This is a genomic window from Oceanobacillus sp. CF4.6 (assembly GCF_051262635.1).
Lineage (GTDB): Bacteria > Bacillota > Bacilli > Bacillales > Amphibacillaceae > Oceanobacillus.
In genome coordinates this window covers 190,492-208,474 of sequence record NZ_JBIMEX010000006.1, presented here as the reverse complement: position 1 = coordinate 208,474, position 17,983 = coordinate 190,492, and the positions used below count along the sequence as shown (strand labels likewise).

The following is a 17,983-nucleotide window of genomic DNA, read 5'->3' as shown; positions in this document are numbered from 1 at the left end:
ATCCACCCTGCGGTGCTCCTTCCGTGTTTGGTCGTACCAATCCGTTCTCCATAATTCCAGCTTGTAAGTATCTGCGAATGAGTTTAAGCACTCTGGGATCTTCGATCCTTTGACTTAGTTTCCGCATTAATCGGTCGTGATGAACTTTATCGAAGAATTTCTCTAAATCCATGTCTATAACCCAGCGATACCCTTCTTTGATATAGCTTCTAGCTGTTCTAACAGCGTCATGTCCTCGCTTGTTTGGGCGAAAACCGTAGCTATATTCTGAGAAGGTTGGGTCGTAAACGGTTGTGAGAACTTGTGCTATTGCTTGTTGGAGGAAACGGTCTAGTACGGTAGGAATTCCTAACTTCCTCGTTCCGCCGTTTGGTTTCGGGATTTCGACACGACGAACGGGTTGAGGATAGTAGGTACCTGTTTCGAGTTGTTCTCGAATAGAAGTCCAGTGTTCCATGATATGCGCTCGTAGGTTTTGTACGGACATTTCATCCACACCGTGACTGCCTTTATTTCTTTCCACACGATTTAGTGCGCGTATTAAGTTTTCCCGTGATAGAATTCTCTCCAACATGATATCTAACTCCTACGCGAATTGTCCGTTCTTCTTGTGTGGCAACCACTTTCAGCCCTTCTAATGTCCCCCGTGGAATTCACCACTTCCTCCATTAGGAAGGTTCATATGTTTCTGCATCATCAAGTGTTGCGTACGCAAAATGGCAATTCTTCTTAAATGATTCAGCCCTTCCCGGATATCCTAGAAATATTCGGTACTACGGCTTCGGCTGACTTCTGATGGTTCAGCGAATATTCACATACTCGGTTACGCAACGTGTTGCGCATATCCATCAGACCTCCCAGGGTAAGCACACATTCTTCCTCTCCATGTCTCCACTTCATTTGCAGTAAGGGCTTTGACTTGTATTGCAGCCTCACCCAAGTACACCTAGCCTCCTATGAAGTTCGTGTTCCTAAGGGCGGAGATTCGCCGCCGACTTCCTTCAGATTCTGGGTCACCCCAGACACCCTTGTCTTAAGCTAACCACTACTACTGCCTTCGTGGCTCGGGACTTCAACCCTAGAGAATGTGCGCATGCCTGGCACACAACTAAGAGCCTCCTGAAGCGGCAGCTCAAGGAGGCTCTTACTAAGTATATCCAGACTGTGAATGAATTGATAAACTTATAGGCCGTATTAATAAGAGGTTAAGTACTGTTCGCGCTCCCATGGATGTACAGCTGTTCGAAACTTATCCCATTCAATTTCCTTTGCTTCCATGAAATGTTCAAATAGATGTTCACCTAATGCATTTACCAGGACTTCGTCTTTCTGTAACTCCTCCAGCGCATCCATTAACGTAGCTGGCAAATCTTTCACACCATTTTCTTCGCGCTCAGCTTTATTCATCACGTAAATATTGCGATCGACTGCATCAGGTGCTTCTAGTTTATTTTCCACACCATCTAAACCTGCAGCTAGTAATACCGCTAAAGCCATATAAGGATTGGCAGACGGATCAACACTGCGCGCTTCAACACGGGTGCTGAGTCCTCTTGAACTTGGGATACGTAATAAAGGACTTCTATTTGACCCAGACCATGCTACGTAACAAGGTGCTTCATAGCCAGGTACTAGTCTTTTATACGAATTTATAGTTGGATTTGTAACAGCAGTAAAGTTTGTTGCATGTTCAATCACACCTGCAATAAATTGATATGCTGTGTTACTCAATTGCATTTCGCCACTTTTATCGAAGAACACATTTTCTCCATCTTTAAATAAAGACATATTAACGTGCATTCCAGATCCGTTTACACCGAATAGTGGCTTAGGCATAAATGTTGCATGAAGGTTATGCTTTCTAGCAATTGTCTTTACAACTAACTTAAATGTTTGAATATCATCTGCATGCTTAACAGCATCTGAATATTTAAAATCAATTTCATGTTGACCAGGAGCCACTTCATGATGGGATGCTTCAATTTCAAATCCCATTTCTTCTAACTCAAGAACAATATCTCTTCGGCAATTTTCCCCTAAATCTGTAGGAGCTAGATCAAAGTATCCTCCATGGTCATTAAGCTCTAATGAGGGATCTCCATTTTCATCTAATTTGAATAGGAAGAATTCAGGTTCTGTTCCGATATTAAATGTGTCGAATCCTAACTCTTCCATTTTTTTAAGATTCCGTTTCAAGTTATATCGTGGACATCCCTCAAACGGTGTACCATCTGGATTATAAATGTCACAAATAAAACGAGCTACTTTACCTTTATCAGAAGACCATGGAAATACTACAAATGTTTCTAAATCAGGATATAAGTACATATCTGATTCCTCAATACGTACAAAACCTTCGATTGAAGATCCGTCAAACATCATCATATTATCCAATGCTTTATCTAATTGGCTAAGTGGAATTTCTACATTTTTAATCGTTCCGAGTATATCCGTAAATTGTAGCCGAATAAATCGAACATTTTCTTCTTCAATTATTTTATAAATATCAGATTTGTTCATATTAGTACTCATCCTTTTCTACTAGTATTAGACTGATTCTTCCAGATAAGACGGAAGTGCGGAACTTCCCATTAAATATTCATCAACTTTATGGGCTGCTTCCCTCCCTTCATTGATGGCCCAAACGATTAAGCTTTGACCTCGTCTGGCATCACCTGCTGTAAAGACGTTATCGATATTGGTCATAAAGTTACCGTATGTCGCCTTTACGTTGCCATTTTCAGTGTCCAGACCAAGCTGTTGCAGCAACTGTTCCTCAGGCCCTTCAAAGCCAATGGCAATAAAGACAAGCTGAGCCGGCCAAAACTTTTCTGTTCCGGGTATTTCACGGAACGTTGCCTTGCCGTTTTCGTCTCTTGTTTTTTCCATCTCCACGGTATGTACTTCTTTTAGACTCCCGTTTTCACCAGCAACGAACCGCTTTGTCTGAATACAGAACTGACGCGGGTCTTCGCCGAATTTGGCGGTTGCTTCTTTGTGGGCATAATCCAGGGTAAAGACGTTCGGGAATTCTGGCCACATGTTGCTTCCAATTCTGGCTGATGGCGGTTTTGGATGCTTGCCGAATTGCACCACACTGTTGCACTCTTGTCGAAGTGCTGTTGCAATACAGTCTGCTCCTGTGTCACCGCCGCCGATAATGATGACATCTTTCCCTTTGGCATCGATGCAGTCTTCACCTTGCAGCAAATGCTTCGTGGAAGCTGTCAGATAATCCATCGCAAAATGAACACCCTGTGTATCTCTGCCATCCATCTGTAAATCGCGCTGCTTTTGAGCACCGATACATAGGATGGTAGCATCATATCGATGGTTTAATGCTTCAAATGTGATGTCTTTGCCTGCTTCTGTATTCAGAACAAAATTAATGCCCTCCTGTTCAAGAAGCCGGATTCTGCGCTCGACCACATCTTTTTCCAGTTTCATATTGGGAATACCGTACATCAATAGTCCGCCCGCACGATCCTGGCGTTCATACACGGTGACGTGATGACCAACCTGATTCAATTGGTCGGCACTGGCCAGCCCGGCAGGACCGGAACCAATGATGGCTACTTTTTTACCCGTTCTGTTTTTCGGGATCCGTGGTGTGATCCAGCCATTTTCAAACCCTTTATCAATAATCGTACGTTCGATACTCTTAATCGTGACGGCAGGATCGGAAATCCCAAGTATGCAAGACCCTTCACATGGTGCGGGACATGCCCTCCCGGTAAATTCCGGGAAGTTGTTCGTTTTTAATAGCCGTTCCAGCGCTTCTTTCCATCTGCCCTTATAGACCAGGTCATTCCATTCCGGTATCAGGTTGTAAATCGGGCATCCTGTTGTGGCACCATTGATTACCTCTCCCATCTGACAAAAAGGAGTTCCGCAATCCATACATCTTGCCCCTTGCCGTTTCAATGCTTCATCAGAGAAGGACGTATCATATTCACGCCAGTCATTTGTCCGGGTTAGCGGATCGCGTTTGTTGGTCTCTTCACGCTGATAGTCCATAAATCCTGTCGCTTTTCCCATATTCCTCTCTCCTTTCTACTGCACTACCGCATTTCAAGTTTCTTAATTGGGACTGTTTTATTTTCCTTTTTCGCTTGGAAAGCACTCATTTGTGCTTCTTCTTCTGATTCACCATCATCCATAAACGATTGAATGGTATTCAACATATTCTGATAATCTTTCGGAATGACTTTGACAAATTTATTTGCTGCTTCTTCCCAATTTTCTAGAACATGTCCAGCCTTACTACTATTTGTATAGTGCAAATGCTTTTGAACCATTTCTTTCACTTTATTCATTTCTTCTATATCTTGTAGCCTTTCCATTTTTATCATTTCTTGATTGCTTAATTTTTTGAATTTCTCTCTATCCTCTGCAAATACATAAGCGATTCCACCAGACATACCGGCTCCAAAGTTTTTACCAACTTCACCAAGTACCACAACACGTCCACCAGTCATATATTCACAACCATGGTCACCAATTCCTTCAACAACAATGCTTGCACCACTATTACGAACAGCAAAACGTTCACCAGCCTTACCGTTGATGTAGGCTTCACCACTTGTTGCACCATAGAAAGATACATTACCAGCAATAACATTATCGCTTGGAATAAAAATAGATTCTTTCGGTGAAGAAACAACTATTTTACCTCCTGATAGACCTTTACCAACATAGTCATTGGCATCTCCATAGAGGATTAGTGACATACCTTTTGGAATAAACGCTCCAAAACTCTGACCTGCAGAACCATAAAAGCGAAGTATAATCGTATCTACAGGTAATCCTTCATCCCCATATCTTTTAGAAATCTCACTACCTACTATCGTACCTGTTGCGCGATCAATATTTCTAATCGGGAAATTTAAATCAACTTTTCCTTTTGATTCAATCGCTGACTGGACAGCAGGTAAAATTTCTCTAATATCGAGTGATTCATTAATTTTATGGTTCTGTGGTGTACTAAATATGCGTCCACCAGTAGTAGGTTGATAGAGTATTTTTGAAAGATCAAGGTCTTTTGCTTTCCAGTGTGCTTTCGCTCTATTACTCACTCCTAACACATCTGTACGGCCGACCATTTCATCAACCGTTTTGAAACCAATTTGTGCCATGATTTCACGTAACTCCCTGGCAACAAACCGCATATAATTCACAATATGATCAGGATTACCAGTAAATTTTTTACGCAACTCTGGGTTTTGCGTTGCAACTCCTACAGGACATGTATCCAAATGACAAACACGCATCATCACACAACCAAGAACAACAAGAGGTGCTGTTGCAAATCCAAATTCCTCTGCCCCGAGTAATGCCGCCATCGCTACATCTTTACCAGTTAGTAATTTACCATCCGTTTCTAATACAACTCTCTCTCTTAACCCATTAAGCATTAATGTTTGGTGCGCTTCTGCCAATCCTAATTCCCATGGTAAACCAGTGTGCTTCACACTCGTTTTTGGCGATGCACCTGTACCACCATCATAACCAACAATAGAAATAACATCTGCATTTCCTTTGGCTACACCGGCAGCAATTGTACCAACACCTGATTTAGCTACAAGCTTCACACTAATTCTTGCGTCACGATTTGCATTTTTTAAATCGTAAATTAATTGAGATAAGTCCTCAATGGAATATATATCATGGTGTGGAGGTGGTGAAATAAGACCTACTCCTGGTATAGATCCTCGAACACCTGCAACCCATGGGTATACTTTATTACCAGGTAACTGTCCACCTTCACCAGGTTTTGCCCCTTGAGCCATTTTGATTTGTAATTCATCTGCACTAACTAGATAGTGGCTATTTACTCCAAATCGCCCCGATGCAATTTGTTTAATCGCACTTCTACGTAAATCTCCATTTTCATCAACCGTATAACGATTTGAGTCTTCTCCACCCTCACCACTGTTACTTTTACCACCTAAACGATTCATTGCAATTGCCAGCGATTCATGAGCTTCCTGACTCAGTGAACCAAATGACATAGCTCCAGTTTTGAAACGTTTGACGATAGAATCTATAGACTCAACTTCATCAATAGGAATCGATTGGTTAACATCAAATGAGAACAAGTTACGTAAAAATCCTAAGCGTTCTTCATCTGCAGCCTTTGAGAAGTCTTTAAAAAGGCTATAATCTCCTCTACGACATGCCCATTGAAGCGTATGAATCGTTTTTGGATTGAACGCATGATGTTCACCAGTTTTCCTCCACTGGAAATCGCTCCCTGGTTCCAAGGTTTGATCAACAGATTGGTGATATCCATTTTGATGTCTAATTGCCGCTTCTTTGGAAATTGTTTCCAATCCAATGCCATCAATTTGCGATGCAGTTCCAGTAAAGTATTTTTCAATCACTTCATTACCAATACCAACAGCTTCGAAAATTTGGGCACCACGGTAACTTTGCACTGTAGATATCCCCATTTTAGACATTACTTTTACCACACCTTCTGTAACAGCAGCAATGTATTTTCTAACAACTTCTTGATAACAGGCAGATAAATTTCCACGATTAATTTCGCGCTTATAGGATTCAAATGCTAAATACGGGGTAATAGCATCTACACCATAACCTAACAAGGCAGCAAAATGATGAACCTCTCTTGTTTCACCAGTTTCAGCAATAATACTTACTTTTGTTCTGCTTCCATGTCGAACAAGGTATTGGTGCAATCCACTTACTATTAACAAAGCAGGAATTGCAATATTAGTAGCACTCATATTTCGATCCGATAAGATTAATAGATTAACACCGTCTTTTATAGCTTGATCAGCTTGCTTAAACACAGACTCTAAACTAGCTTCTAAATCACCGGTAAATAGCGTATCAATGGTTTTGCTCAAAAAACCTCTATATTTATTAGCTTTCAATTGATTCAATTGTCGATTAGAAAGAACCGGGGATTCTAGTTGAATACGATGACAGTTTGCTTCATCCGAATGTAAGATATTTCCTTCAGGCCCTAGCAATGTCATTGTCGATGTAACGACCTGCTCTCGATACGCATCGATTGGCGGGTTAGTTACTTGAGCAAACAATTGTTTAAAATAGTTAAAAAGTGATTGTGGATGATCAGACAATACTGCTAGCGGAGTATCGTTTCCCATCGAACCAATCGGATCTTTTCCTTGGTTAACCATAGGTATTAAATACTTCTCAATATCTTCTGTCGTATAACCAAAAGCTTTTTGCCTTTTAAGTAAGTTGGTTATTGGCTCTTCATCCACACCGGTTATTTCCTCATCCAATTTAACTAATTTATCATTTAACCATTCTTTGTATGGATGTGCTAATGCCACTTTCTTCTTGAGTTCTTCATCGGCAATTATACGCCCTTCTTCTAAATCAATTAGAAGCATTTTCCCTGGGCGAAGACGGTCTTTATATAAAATATTTTCTTCTTCTATATCAATAACGCCAACTTCAGAAGAATAAATAATATAATCATCTTTTGTTACATAGTAACGTGCAGGGCGCAAACCATTACGATCCAAAATTGCACCAATTTGCTTCCCATCGGTAAACGTAATGGAAGTTGGTCCATCCCATGGTTCCATCAGACAACTGTGGTATTCATAAAATGCCTTCTTTTCCTCTGACATATGAGGATTATTATTCCATGGTTCTGGAATTAACATCATTGCAGCTTGTGCTGGTGTCCTTCCAGCCAACGTAAAGAATTCCAATGCATTATCTAGATTTGAAGAGTCACTACCGTCTGCGTCTAAAATAGGAAGGAGTTTATTTAAATCATCACCAAATGCTTTTGATACAAATTGTTGTTCGCGCGCTCTCATCCAATTGACGTTACCGCGCAATGTATTAATTTCACCATTATGAATCAAATATCTGTTCGGATGTGCTCGTTCCCAGCTAGGGAATGTATTCGTACTAAATCTAGAATGTACTAAAGAAAAAGCTGATACAAAGTCTTCATCTTGTAGCTCTACATAAAAGTCATCAACTTGATTTGATGTTAACAATCCTTTGTAAACGATTGTTCTGATAGATAGACTAACAAAGTAAAAACGCATCTCACGCTTATTCGCCCAGTTTTCAGCTTGTTTTCTAATTACATATAACTTCCGCTCAAACGTTAATTCATTTGTAATATCATCATTCGCACCGATAAATACTTGACGAACCACCGGAGCAGTTTCTTTTGCCTTTTTTCCGATTTTTCTGGCATCTGTGGGTACAGTTCTCCACCCAAGAAGTTTCTGTCCCTCATTTTCTATTAATTCGTTAACGAAATTTTCTATTGTTCCCCTCTCTTGATCGTCATTCGAAAAGAAAACCATTCCTACGCCGTATCGTCCTTTATCTGGTAAATTTAGCTCAGGGCATACTTTCCGGAAATATTCATCTGGTATTTGAACCATCAGTCCAGCACCGTCACCTGTATTTGGGTCACTGCCTTGTCCACCACGGTGGTCTAACTGACATAACATTTGTAAGCCTTTTTTTACAATATCATGTGTTGCTAATCCTTTTATATGTGCATATAAGCCAATACCGCACGCATCGTGTTCGAATTCGGGACGGTATAAACCTTGTGCATTAGGCATCTGATTGTAATCCATATAATAAGCTCCCCGTTTCCATCTTTTTGAAGTGTCTGATAGAATCTTATATGTTATTATTAATCGAAACAATATATAATTAAGATATAAACTATCTCTTTTTGATATAGATTAAATTTTGGAGGAGTTCAATATGGAGTTAAGACAACTCGTTTATTTTATAGAAGTTGCTCAACGAGAGCATGTTTCTGAAGCTGCTGCAAACCTGCATGTAGCACAGTCAGCAGTTAGTAGACAAATTGCAAATTTAGAAGCAGAATTAGGAGTTTCATTATTTGACAGAGAAGGAAGAAACATAAAAATTACACATATTGGAAAAACTTTTTTATCTCATGCCAAAACAGCTATAAAAGCTGTTGAACATGCAAAAAAGCATGTTGATGAGTATCTAGATCCAGAACGAGGTACCATAAAAATAGGTTTTCCAACTAGTTTAGCTAGCCATTTACTCCCGATGATTGCTTCCGAATTTAAAAAGAAATATCCACGAATCGCTTTCCAATTACGGCAGGGATCATATAATTTTCTCATAGAATCGGTGAAGAAACGAGAAATTGATGTTGCATTTCTTGGCCCAGTACCAACAGACTACCCTGAAATTAAAGGAGATATCTTATTTTGTGAAAGACTACATGCTCTTGTACCTAGAACAAATCCTATTGCTAATAAAAAGAGTGTACATTTACGTGAACTAAGCAATGAACCATTTGTGTTATTTCCAAAAGGATACATCCTTCATAATTTAGCTATTGAAGGATGTAAACAAGCAGGTTTCAGACCGATTGTTACGTCAGAAGGAGAAGATCTTGACGCGATTAAAGGCCTCGTTGCTGCTGGTATCGGTATTACCTTATTACCTGAAAGCGCATTTGATAACAGTAATTCTCATTACTCAAAAAAATTAATAATAGACGCTCCTCAGCTGCGTCGTACAGTTGGGATAATTACTCCAAAAAATAGAGATTTATCACCTTCTGAGAAAGTTTTTTATAATTTTGTAAAAGAGTTTTTCTCTGTATTGCAGTAATCCAATATTACAAAAAGAAAAGGTTATGGAAAAAACCATAACCTTTTCTTTTTGATTTGTTTTTTAAGGCCTTTGCTCCAAATGAGAATCTGGATGCTGATTCTCTACATTCGGATAACTTAATGTTGGCGCTCCTCCGTCAAAAAGTCCAAAGAGCCCGATGATAACTCACCCACGAAAAGAAACACCAAAGCTGCGCATTATAACACAGCTAGTTAAGAATGGAAGATGCTATGCACCGAGACTTCTTGAGACGGATGATAACCTAACGGACGGAAAAGAGTATGTTTTTAAATAATAAGTCGCTAATACCTATTTGTGGTAGCCTCAGGAAAATGCGGATTTACAACATAAAGAAAATTACAATACTAAAAAGCCTAATCTCTCAATTTAAATCTGAGAAATTAGGCTTTTTTCATTATTCCATTGAAGACCGAGCAAACAGAATACCTTAAAAGGCAATAAGAAGAATTTGAGTTTCTGCTAATGAAAACATTTCTTTAACAAACGGAATATCTATACTAAACCACTTCATTCAATAAATTCGAGGAATAAATCTTAGCCAAAAAAATCGAAGGAACTACAAGCCAATTGACTTTGATGTTACCTTTTAGGATTATATTCTTTAAAGCCTTCCATTCCGTAAAGATACCAAACAAAAATGCCCATAAGCTCATTTTTAATAATGGTATTTGTAGGTTAGCTGCCCTCGATTGCCAATTTCGTTTCTTCTATAGTTGAAGTAATTAAATAGAACATCACCTGTATGGCACACGAGCAGTATCGGACTTTGTGTTGTATTGCAAATTCGTCCGTTCCAATTCAGCCTTATATACAGTTTCTGTTCGTCAGTTCGGGACTTTGCCGCCGGCTATCCTTCAGATTCCACCTCACGATGGACACCGTTGCCTAACAGTTCCTACTGCCATGACTGTAGTGGACTTTCACCACCAAGTTATAGCCCATGCTGGGCGCACATCAAAAAGGCCCCGTAGAGATTCTTCTCTACAGAGCCTTTCAATGAAAATCCGTGTTTCTTCTCGTTAGATTCTACAAATTCATGTTTCACTTTTTATTCTTCTGTAATCCGCACATCGTCAAAGTGACTACTCGCATTTCCCCAAGAATATAAAGCTATCGTACCAGTCGAATGGGAATCATCTATAATGGGCTCTCCAAATATGTCGATTCCGTCCTGGAACGCCTGAATCTCATTGCCAACGACCTTAATTTCTAGTTCAAAATTGGCGCCTACAACATATCCTCTTCTTTCCACATGAGCCAGTGTAGTTTCCACTCCATCGACGACTTTGAAAAGCTTGATGAATGAACGCTGATGGTCTAAATCTAATTTATAGTAGTTATCTGGATCCTGATAGCGGAACATTAAGCCAATTCCGTCATCATCGGTGGAGCGTACATTAGCTTTAAATGAGTAATCCTCCCAAGCATTGAGCGCGCGACCATGATCGTAATATGCAAAGGTACCCTTACGATTGTCAACAGCAGGAACATTCGGACCATAGATATTGGAAGACTGTACTAATTCTCCTCTCACTATCGACCAATTGGATGGTGCATCAATCGTTCCTTCATCTACTGTAGTCCATCTTTCCAAATTCCCATTACAGTTAAATTTCTTATGTTCACTTTTACAGTATGACGCTTCTTCAATATCAAAGTCTTCCTTCAACATATAATTTGGAGCTTTAACATCTGAATCAGGTGTACCAAGATCAACGTTTGTAAATTCAAATTGATTTTGCCAGTCGGTTTTGTACTCATCAAGATGAGGAGAGTAACTAGCTGCATTTATAGTCCCTGCTTCTGGATCAATTTCCAGTAGACGTAGAAAACCTTCTCCTCCATTTGGTAGCATCTGGTAGTTAGAAAGCATTTGATAGACTTGATTACCATAGTCTCCTTCAGATACAAGACGACCTTGTCCATCATTCAACACGTGCCCACTCAATACCATTGAGATATTCGGATGTTTTTTAACGAATTTATCCCACATTTCACCCCCGTCATTAACCCCAGCTGGGTCTGAACCTACACCATAATTATGCGGATTCCAGGCATGTCCTTCACCATAGCGAGTCTCATCAGAAAACATATAAGCATGCGTTACTACAATAACACGGTGTTCGGGATGAGAAGAAACTACCTCATTAGCCCAATCTAATACAGAATCTCTAGGTCCAAATTCTAGCGAAAGCACTAACCAATCAGTTCCTCCAGCATGGAAGGTATGAAAATTGTTATCATAGTTATCTGGTTCTGCTGGATAAACCCCACCAAAAGTCTCTGTTCCAGAATAATCGCTTACCGGAAAATACGTATTATATAAAGTGGTATCTCGTATATCTGCTGAGCCGTTATCACCCATATCATGATTTCCAGGTGTAACAGAATAAGGAACAACTCCATCTAAAGATCGCATTGCATTATAAGCGAACTCCCACTGGGGTACATTATTATTGTTAACAAGATCTCCCAAGTGAGCGACAAATTCGATATTCTCTTCCTCATGATTGTCAACAATCCACTGCGTTTGAGTGTTAAAGATTTCTAATTCCCTTGATGAATAGTTTTGAGTGTCTGGCAGAATAGCAATTTTAAAAGCTGAAGAGCTAGCCTCTGCCTTTGCCTCTGCATTGTTTAATCCTGGAAGATAAGGAATTACCACTAAACTGAAAATCATCGTCATAACAAAAACGAAATTAATTGTTTTCTTCATGTACACCACTCCTTTTTAATTTTTTGGATTAAATTCACCTGATTTTCTTACCATGTCAATAAATTCGCAGCAGCTATAATAGAGTTATTTATTATAGGTTTCTATCCCAGCCAATCACCTCCTTAAAAATTCACTTGGTTATTATGTACGTTCATAGCATTCTAGTAATTTTTCCTGATTTCATTTTTCAACGAAAGATATTAAATACTCTCTAATTGACGTTTAATAAATCTAGTAAAATACTCTATGGAAATAATCATTAGAAAGATAACAAACGTAACTCCTAGAGCTGCATCATAGCGAGAAGCCTGTGTAGCAGACATTAACTCCCACCCAATTCCTCCTGCACCGACAACTCCAAGGATCGATGCATACCGAACATTCATATCAAATCGAAAAATGGACCAGGAAATTAAGATGCTGACAATGGATGCAAATACACCTTGGAAAACAACTTGCAGCGGGGATGCACCTGTCGAGCGAATCGCCTCCAAGACCCCCCTATCCATCTCCTCAATCGATTCAGCATAGACCTTTACAAGCATCCCGATACTATTAACAGCTAATGCTAAAATTCCTGGTGTTGGTCCAAAACCAACGGCGATAATAAATAACATCGCCCAAATCAATGCAGGCACGGAACGCACAAACGTAGCAAAGGCCTTAATAACATAGCTTACGACCGGATAAGGAGATAGATTGGATGCTGCGAGTATTGCTAGAATCAAAGATAGAATGATTCCAAGCACAGTCCCAACTACAGCAACCTGGAGCGATTGCATGGCAGCCTCCAACACATTCATCGGTTCCGCTAACGTTGGTGGCAGCATTCGATTGAACATATACTGCCCGCGCTCTAAGGAGTCGAAAAACTTTTCAAAGGTTATATTTAATTGTGAAAAACTAAAGACAAAAAAGAATGCAAACATGCTTAAAGCAAATGGCTGTTTAAGAGGTTTGATCCAGCCGGCAATTTTTTCTTTCATAATATTCGCTTCCTTAATGTCAGGGTTATATATTCAACAACAATAATCAGAATAAATATCATGAGAATCGCAGTAGCTGCTTGGTCGTAGCGAAATAGATTGATACTATATTGCAGCGAATAACCGATCCCTCCTGCGCCGATCATTCCGAGAATAGCAGCTTCACGAATATTCAAATCCATTTTATAAAATGACCAGGATACAAACCCGGGTTTGAATTGCGGCCAAATTGCTTGTCCTGCAATCTGTAACCAATTGGCGCCTGTCGCTTTCACAGCTTCTACCTGCTCCATATCGATTTCTTCCAGAATTTCCTTATACGATTTCCCTAAAATTCCGATACCGGAAATCCCCAGAGCTAGTGCACCTGCAAATGTCCCTAAACCGAATGTTCCAACTAAAAACATGGCAAGAACAATGGCTGGTACGGATCGTAGAAAACTGATGATAGCAGTAAATAGATGAGCTACCACGGGATTAACAGATGTCGTTGTTGCAGCCAAAAATCCGAAAATAATAGAGAAAATGACTGAAAAAACAACCCCGACAATACTCATATAAATCGTTTCCATAACAGGAACGATGAATGTTCCAAGTACAGACAGATCCGGAGGGAGCATATCCTGAACAATGAATGTTGCGATATTGCCTGTCCCTTCAAATAAACTAAATATGGAAAAATTGGATTCATACCAAGACCACATGATAACCGCAATGATAAATGCATAAATAATCGCTTTTTTACTTGTCCTTTTTATTTTTTGTTTTTTATAAAATTCGTAAGGAGATGGTGTTGATTGATAAAAAGTCTTCACATCATTGGTTGACGATAACACTTTTTCAGAATTCCCCATAAACTTCCTCCTCTACTATGGTTAGCTAACTGTAAATATGTCGTATTTTTGGTTCCGTTAATTCTTCCGGCGAACCGTCAAAAACAAGTTCACCAGATTTTACCGCAACAATGCGATCGGAAAACTCTTTCGCAAATTCAACTTGATGCAGGTTAATAATCGCTGTAATCCCATCTTCTTTACATATGTTTCGTAAATAATTCATGACAACTCGTGATGCAGCTGGATCCAAACTCGCAATGGGTTCATCCGCCATAATGATGGATGGCTTTTGACAAATTGCACGAGCGATTCCAACACGCTGCTGTTGTCCACCACTTAATTCGTCTGCTCTTTTGTAAGCATGAGTTTCTAATCCGACCCGTTTTAAAATAGAAAGTGCCAATTCCACATCTCGCTTTTCAAACATACCTAGACTGCCTCGAATACTCCCTGTATAACCAAGACGTCCATGTAACACATTTTGTATGGTTTGCACCCGTTTTATTAAATTATGGCCTTGAAAAACCATTCCGATTTTACTTCTGACCTTCCTGAGGTGCTTCCCACGCAAGTTCATGATGTCTTTCCCTTCAATTTCTATGGTCCCGGATGTAGGTTCGACTAAACGATTAATGCAGCGTATTAACGTGCTCTTCCCAGCTCCACTTGGACCAATAATCGATACAACTTGACCTTGCGGAATCGACAAGTTTATTTTATTTAAAGCCGCCGTGCCATCTTTATAGTTTTTTTGTACATTTTTGAGAACAAGTATCGAATCATTTTCCATTGCCGATTCATCCTCCCACTATCTAATCAATGATTTAAAAACTTAGTCCAATAGCTCCTCTGGTGCCATTCCAAGTCCTTCTGCTGTCTTACGAACGACTTCAAAATCTTCATCACTGACTTCTACGTATCCACCACCATGCCCAGTATCCTCAAGAAACTCTTGTAACTCCGGTACATTGACGGCATTATAGAATGCATCTTTAATTTCATCTTTGAAGCTCTCGGGTAGGTCACCCCTTACAGTGTATGGAGGTAACGGAATTGGATTCGTTTTTTCGAAAATGACCAAATTATCAATATTAGGATGATCTGCATTTTCTCTAAGTATCATGTTGTAGGTAACATCATAAACGGCAGCTGCATTAACATCTTCATTTAATACGGAAAGCACCGATGCTTCATGATTACCAGAGAATGCAACCTCGCTAAACATATCATCAATTTGATCTACTTCTATCCCTAGCTCATTCACTAGATGTGCTTTTGGAAATAGGTGTCCAGAGGCTGAGGTAGGATCTGCCCACACAAACGATTCTCCCTCTAAGTCTTCGATGGATTCAATACCTGAATCTTTAAGGGTAATAAAGTATGATTCATAAACTGGTTCATCACCAGGAGCAGGAATACCTCCAGAGAATGCTTCTGCGTTCGCTCTTGATTCTGCATGAACATAAGCAAAAGGACCAAAGTAACCAAGGTCCGTATGGCCATTACGCATCGCTTCTACAGCCGCTGCATAGTTCGTAGCCGGATAGATTTCCACAGGCATATCGAGCAGTTCTTCTAAATATGCAGCGAAAGGTTCATATCTATTGGTTAATTCTTGTTGATCTTCTAATGGAATTGGCGTAAAGACTAACTTCTCAGGCCAATCTGCTCTAGCGTTCTCACCGTCATGGTCCTCACTTGAACCTGCTTCGGCCCCGCAACCACTTAACACCAATATAATGGCTATCATTGCTACGATAAACGTAATGTTTTTGACTACCACCGATTTCATGTTCATCTTATTTCCTCCTTGGATAAATAATTTAGTCATGTTTTTGCTGAACTCGTTTTCATAAAATACGTATCCCATCACTCCCTCCAAAAAAATAGCACTAAATAAAAAGATAGGACATCTCATGCCTTATCTTTTTATTTAGCGCTTTCTCTAGGTCATCGCTCTAAATAAACTTTAAAAACTATTCCATATTTGATTGTATTTTCATTATAACAACACATTGTTAATTCTCTATTAAACTAATATCAAATATTAAAAATATTTTGATGAATAATAGATATCTAGCAAATCTTGAATTTCATTGATAATAAATGTCGGTTTTATGTTAGTAGGTAATTTCGTATCTCTAGGTATACCGCCATCGTTAATCCATGCTGTCTGCATCCCCGCAAGATAGCCTCCTGTAATATCCGTATTAAAATTGTCACCAATCATGATGCTCTGTTCTGCGTGGGAAGAACATTTTTCCATCGCATAATTAAATATGTAACGCTGCGGCTTCGCAAAATTCGGGATTTCTTTTCCACAAATGCGCTCAATGGCAGCAATGATAGATCCTGTTTCCGGTATGATTTCTCCCTTCGTTCCTAGGTGATACGAATCAACATTCGTACTAATCGCGCGAACACCGGATTTTATTTCATTGACAATGTATTTTAGCCGTTCATAGTTAAACGTAATATCTCTTGCGATGACAATCATATCTGGTTTTTGCTTGCTAGTTATCGGTAACACCGTGTGCCCTTTCAATGCGATGGATTGTTGAAGTGCTTTACTTCCAAACACTTTTAGCGATAATGAATCGAAATGATCGGCTAAATAAACTCCCATATAATCTGTAGCTGTAATGACTTCTTCTTCATAGACAAGGATATCCATCTTGTTTAACTTTCCCTTTATTTCTCCTGCCGTATGCGTCGAATTATTCGTGATAAATCCAATGGTTTTCTGATCTTTTCTAAGTTGATCAAGCAAAGGAATCACACCTGGAAAAGACTCCGCTCCACGATAAATGGAACCATCTAAATCAAAGAAAAATGCTTCTAGTTCTGAAAGTGGCATCATGCTCTGGCTCTCCTTTAAATTAAATCTTCAAACGTTAAATTCCATAATTCAGTATTACTCACTGCAAGTGCAGTAGCTCCCGCATCCAGACTAATCTTTGCTTCTTCAACCGTTTGGATTAACCCGCTGGCAATGATAGGGATATCATTAAAATCAGATGCAAATTTATGAATTATTTTTGGAATAACTCCTGGCATCAGGTCGATTGCATCTGGTTGAATCGATTCAACGACACTCGATCCATTCTTCAATGCAAGTGAGTCTAGAATAAACAAGTGAAAGATAGCATAAAGTTCATAATTTTTTGCCTCTCGGATTAAGTGCTTTTTAGGTGTAACAATTCCATTAGCTTCTATGCAATGTTTAATAAATGAGATGGTTTCTTTATCCGTACTCGATATGCCTCTTATTAAATCGATGTGTATAAAAGAACCTTTATTATGTTCTTTCGCAAGTTTTACACCTTCAATAACCTCTTGGACATCTCCTCCCATGAAGAAGATATTTTCCACCTTGCTATCGATTGCTTTCTGAAAATCATCAAAGTTCCGTATTGCGGCAATGATAGGCTTCTTTCCAATCACATGTAAGAGGCTCATTTAATTTCTCCTTTTAATGAAAATAGCACTAAATAAAAAGTCGACACTTCAAGTGCCATACCTTTTTATTTAGTGCTTTCTCTAAGTCATCGCGCTAAACAAAATTTGAATTACTTCTATATAATTACAATAACTACCTTCTCTATTTCTTTCGTTAATTTTATTATAACAGCGTATTGTTAACTCTCTATTAATTCGACATTAATAGTATGTAAATTCCATCTTTCGCGAATATTTTACTTAATCAAATGATAGACGCTTCTAGCATAAATATAATAACTGCTTATTTTCGGTGAGCGCTTCGAACAAAAGTCTGCGCTGTT

At 39.2% G+C, this 17,983-nt stretch carries 11 protein-coding genes and 1 pseudogene; 1 reads left to right on the top strand and 11 read right to left on the bottom strand.

Annotated features, from left to right (window positions below):
- Window position 1 precedes the first annotated feature (1 nt).
- The 4 genes and pseudogenes from ACHABU_RS11675 to gltB all read right to left on the bottom strand — a co-directional run.
- Window positions 2-574, bottom strand: a pseudogene (locus ACHABU_RS11675) (reverse transcriptase domain-containing protein); the annotation flags it as partial.
- 620 nt (window positions 575-1,194) lie between these two features.
- A complete protein-coding gene (glnA, locus tag ACHABU_RS11670; RefSeq protein WP_435765041.1) occupies window positions 1,195-2,520 on the bottom strand; it encodes a type I glutamate--ammonia ligase in 1,326 nt (441 codons plus the stop codon).
- A gap of 27 nt (window positions 2,521-2,547) precedes the next feature.
- The gene (locus ACHABU_RS11665; RefSeq protein WP_435765040.1) at window positions 2,548-4,038 is read right to left on the bottom strand and encodes a glutamate synthase subunit beta; all 1,491 of its coding nucleotides are present in this window, start codon (window positions 4,036-4,038) and stop codon (window positions 2,548-2,550) included.
- Window positions 4,039-4,061: 23 nt separating this feature from the next.
- The gene (gene gltB / locus ACHABU_RS11660; RefSeq protein ID WP_435765039.1) at window positions 4,062-8,612 is read right to left on the bottom strand and encodes a glutamate synthase large subunit; all 4,551 of its coding nucleotides are present in this window, start codon (window positions 8,610-8,612) and stop codon (window positions 4,062-4,064) included.
- A 133-nt stretch (window positions 8,613-8,745) separates the two neighbouring features.
- Between gltB and ACHABU_RS11655 the strand changes: the two genes are divergently transcribed.
- Window positions 8,746-9,639, top strand: coding sequence for a LysR family transcriptional regulator (locus ACHABU_RS11655; RefSeq protein WP_435765038.1), 894 nt, complete (start codon window positions 8,746-8,748; stop codon window positions 9,637-9,639).
- A 1,072-nt stretch (window positions 9,640-10,711) separates the two neighbouring features.
- Here ACHABU_RS11655 and ACHABU_RS11650 read toward each other — a convergent pair.
- From ACHABU_RS11650 to ACHABU_RS11620, 7 genes are all read right to left on the bottom strand, one after another.
- Window positions 10,712-12,379, bottom strand: a complete 1,668-nt coding sequence (locus ACHABU_RS11650; RefSeq protein WP_435765037.1) for a metallophosphoesterase — start codon at window positions 12,377-12,379, stop codon at window positions 10,712-10,714.
- A gap of 200 nt (window positions 12,380-12,579) precedes the next feature.
- Window positions 12,580-13,365, bottom strand: a complete 786-nt coding sequence (gene phnE / locus ACHABU_RS11645) for a phosphonate ABC transporter, permease protein PhnE (protein WP_435765036.1) — start codon at window positions 13,363-13,365, stop codon at window positions 12,580-12,582.
- Window positions 13,362-14,219, bottom strand: coding sequence for a phosphonate ABC transporter, permease protein PhnE (phnE, locus tag ACHABU_RS11640; RefSeq protein WP_435765034.1), 858 nt, complete (start codon window positions 14,217-14,219; stop codon window positions 13,362-13,364). Before phnE (ACHABU_RS11640) ends, phnE (ACHABU_RS11645) begins: the two co-directional genes overlap by 4 nt.
- 25 nt (window positions 14,220-14,244) lie before the next feature.
- A complete protein-coding gene (gene phnC / locus ACHABU_RS11635; protein ID WP_435765033.1) occupies window positions 14,245-14,991 on the bottom strand; it encodes a phosphonate ABC transporter ATP-binding protein in 747 nt (248 codons plus the stop codon).
- Window positions 14,992-15,033: 42 nt separating this feature from the next.
- Window positions 15,034-15,999 (bottom strand): phosphate/phosphite/phosphonate ABC transporter substrate-binding protein, encoded by a 966-nt coding sequence (locus ACHABU_RS11630; RefSeq protein ID WP_435765031.1) that lies wholly within the window; start codon window positions 15,997-15,999, stop codon window positions 15,034-15,036.
- Between the two features lie 249 nt (window positions 16,000-16,248).
- Entirely contained in the window at window positions 16,249-17,061 is an 813-nt protein-coding gene (locus ACHABU_RS11625; protein ID WP_435765030.1) for an HAD-IIA family hydrolase, read from the bottom strand.
- A 14-nt stretch (window positions 17,062-17,075) separates the two neighbouring features.
- Window positions 17,076-17,660 carry a glycerol-3-phosphate responsive antiterminator gene (locus tag ACHABU_RS11620; protein ID WP_435765028.1) on the bottom strand — a complete coding sequence of 195 codons (585 nt, stop codon included), beginning with the start codon at window positions 17,658-17,660 and terminating at the stop codon, window positions 17,076-17,078.
- Window positions 17,661-17,983: the final 323 nt, after the last annotated feature.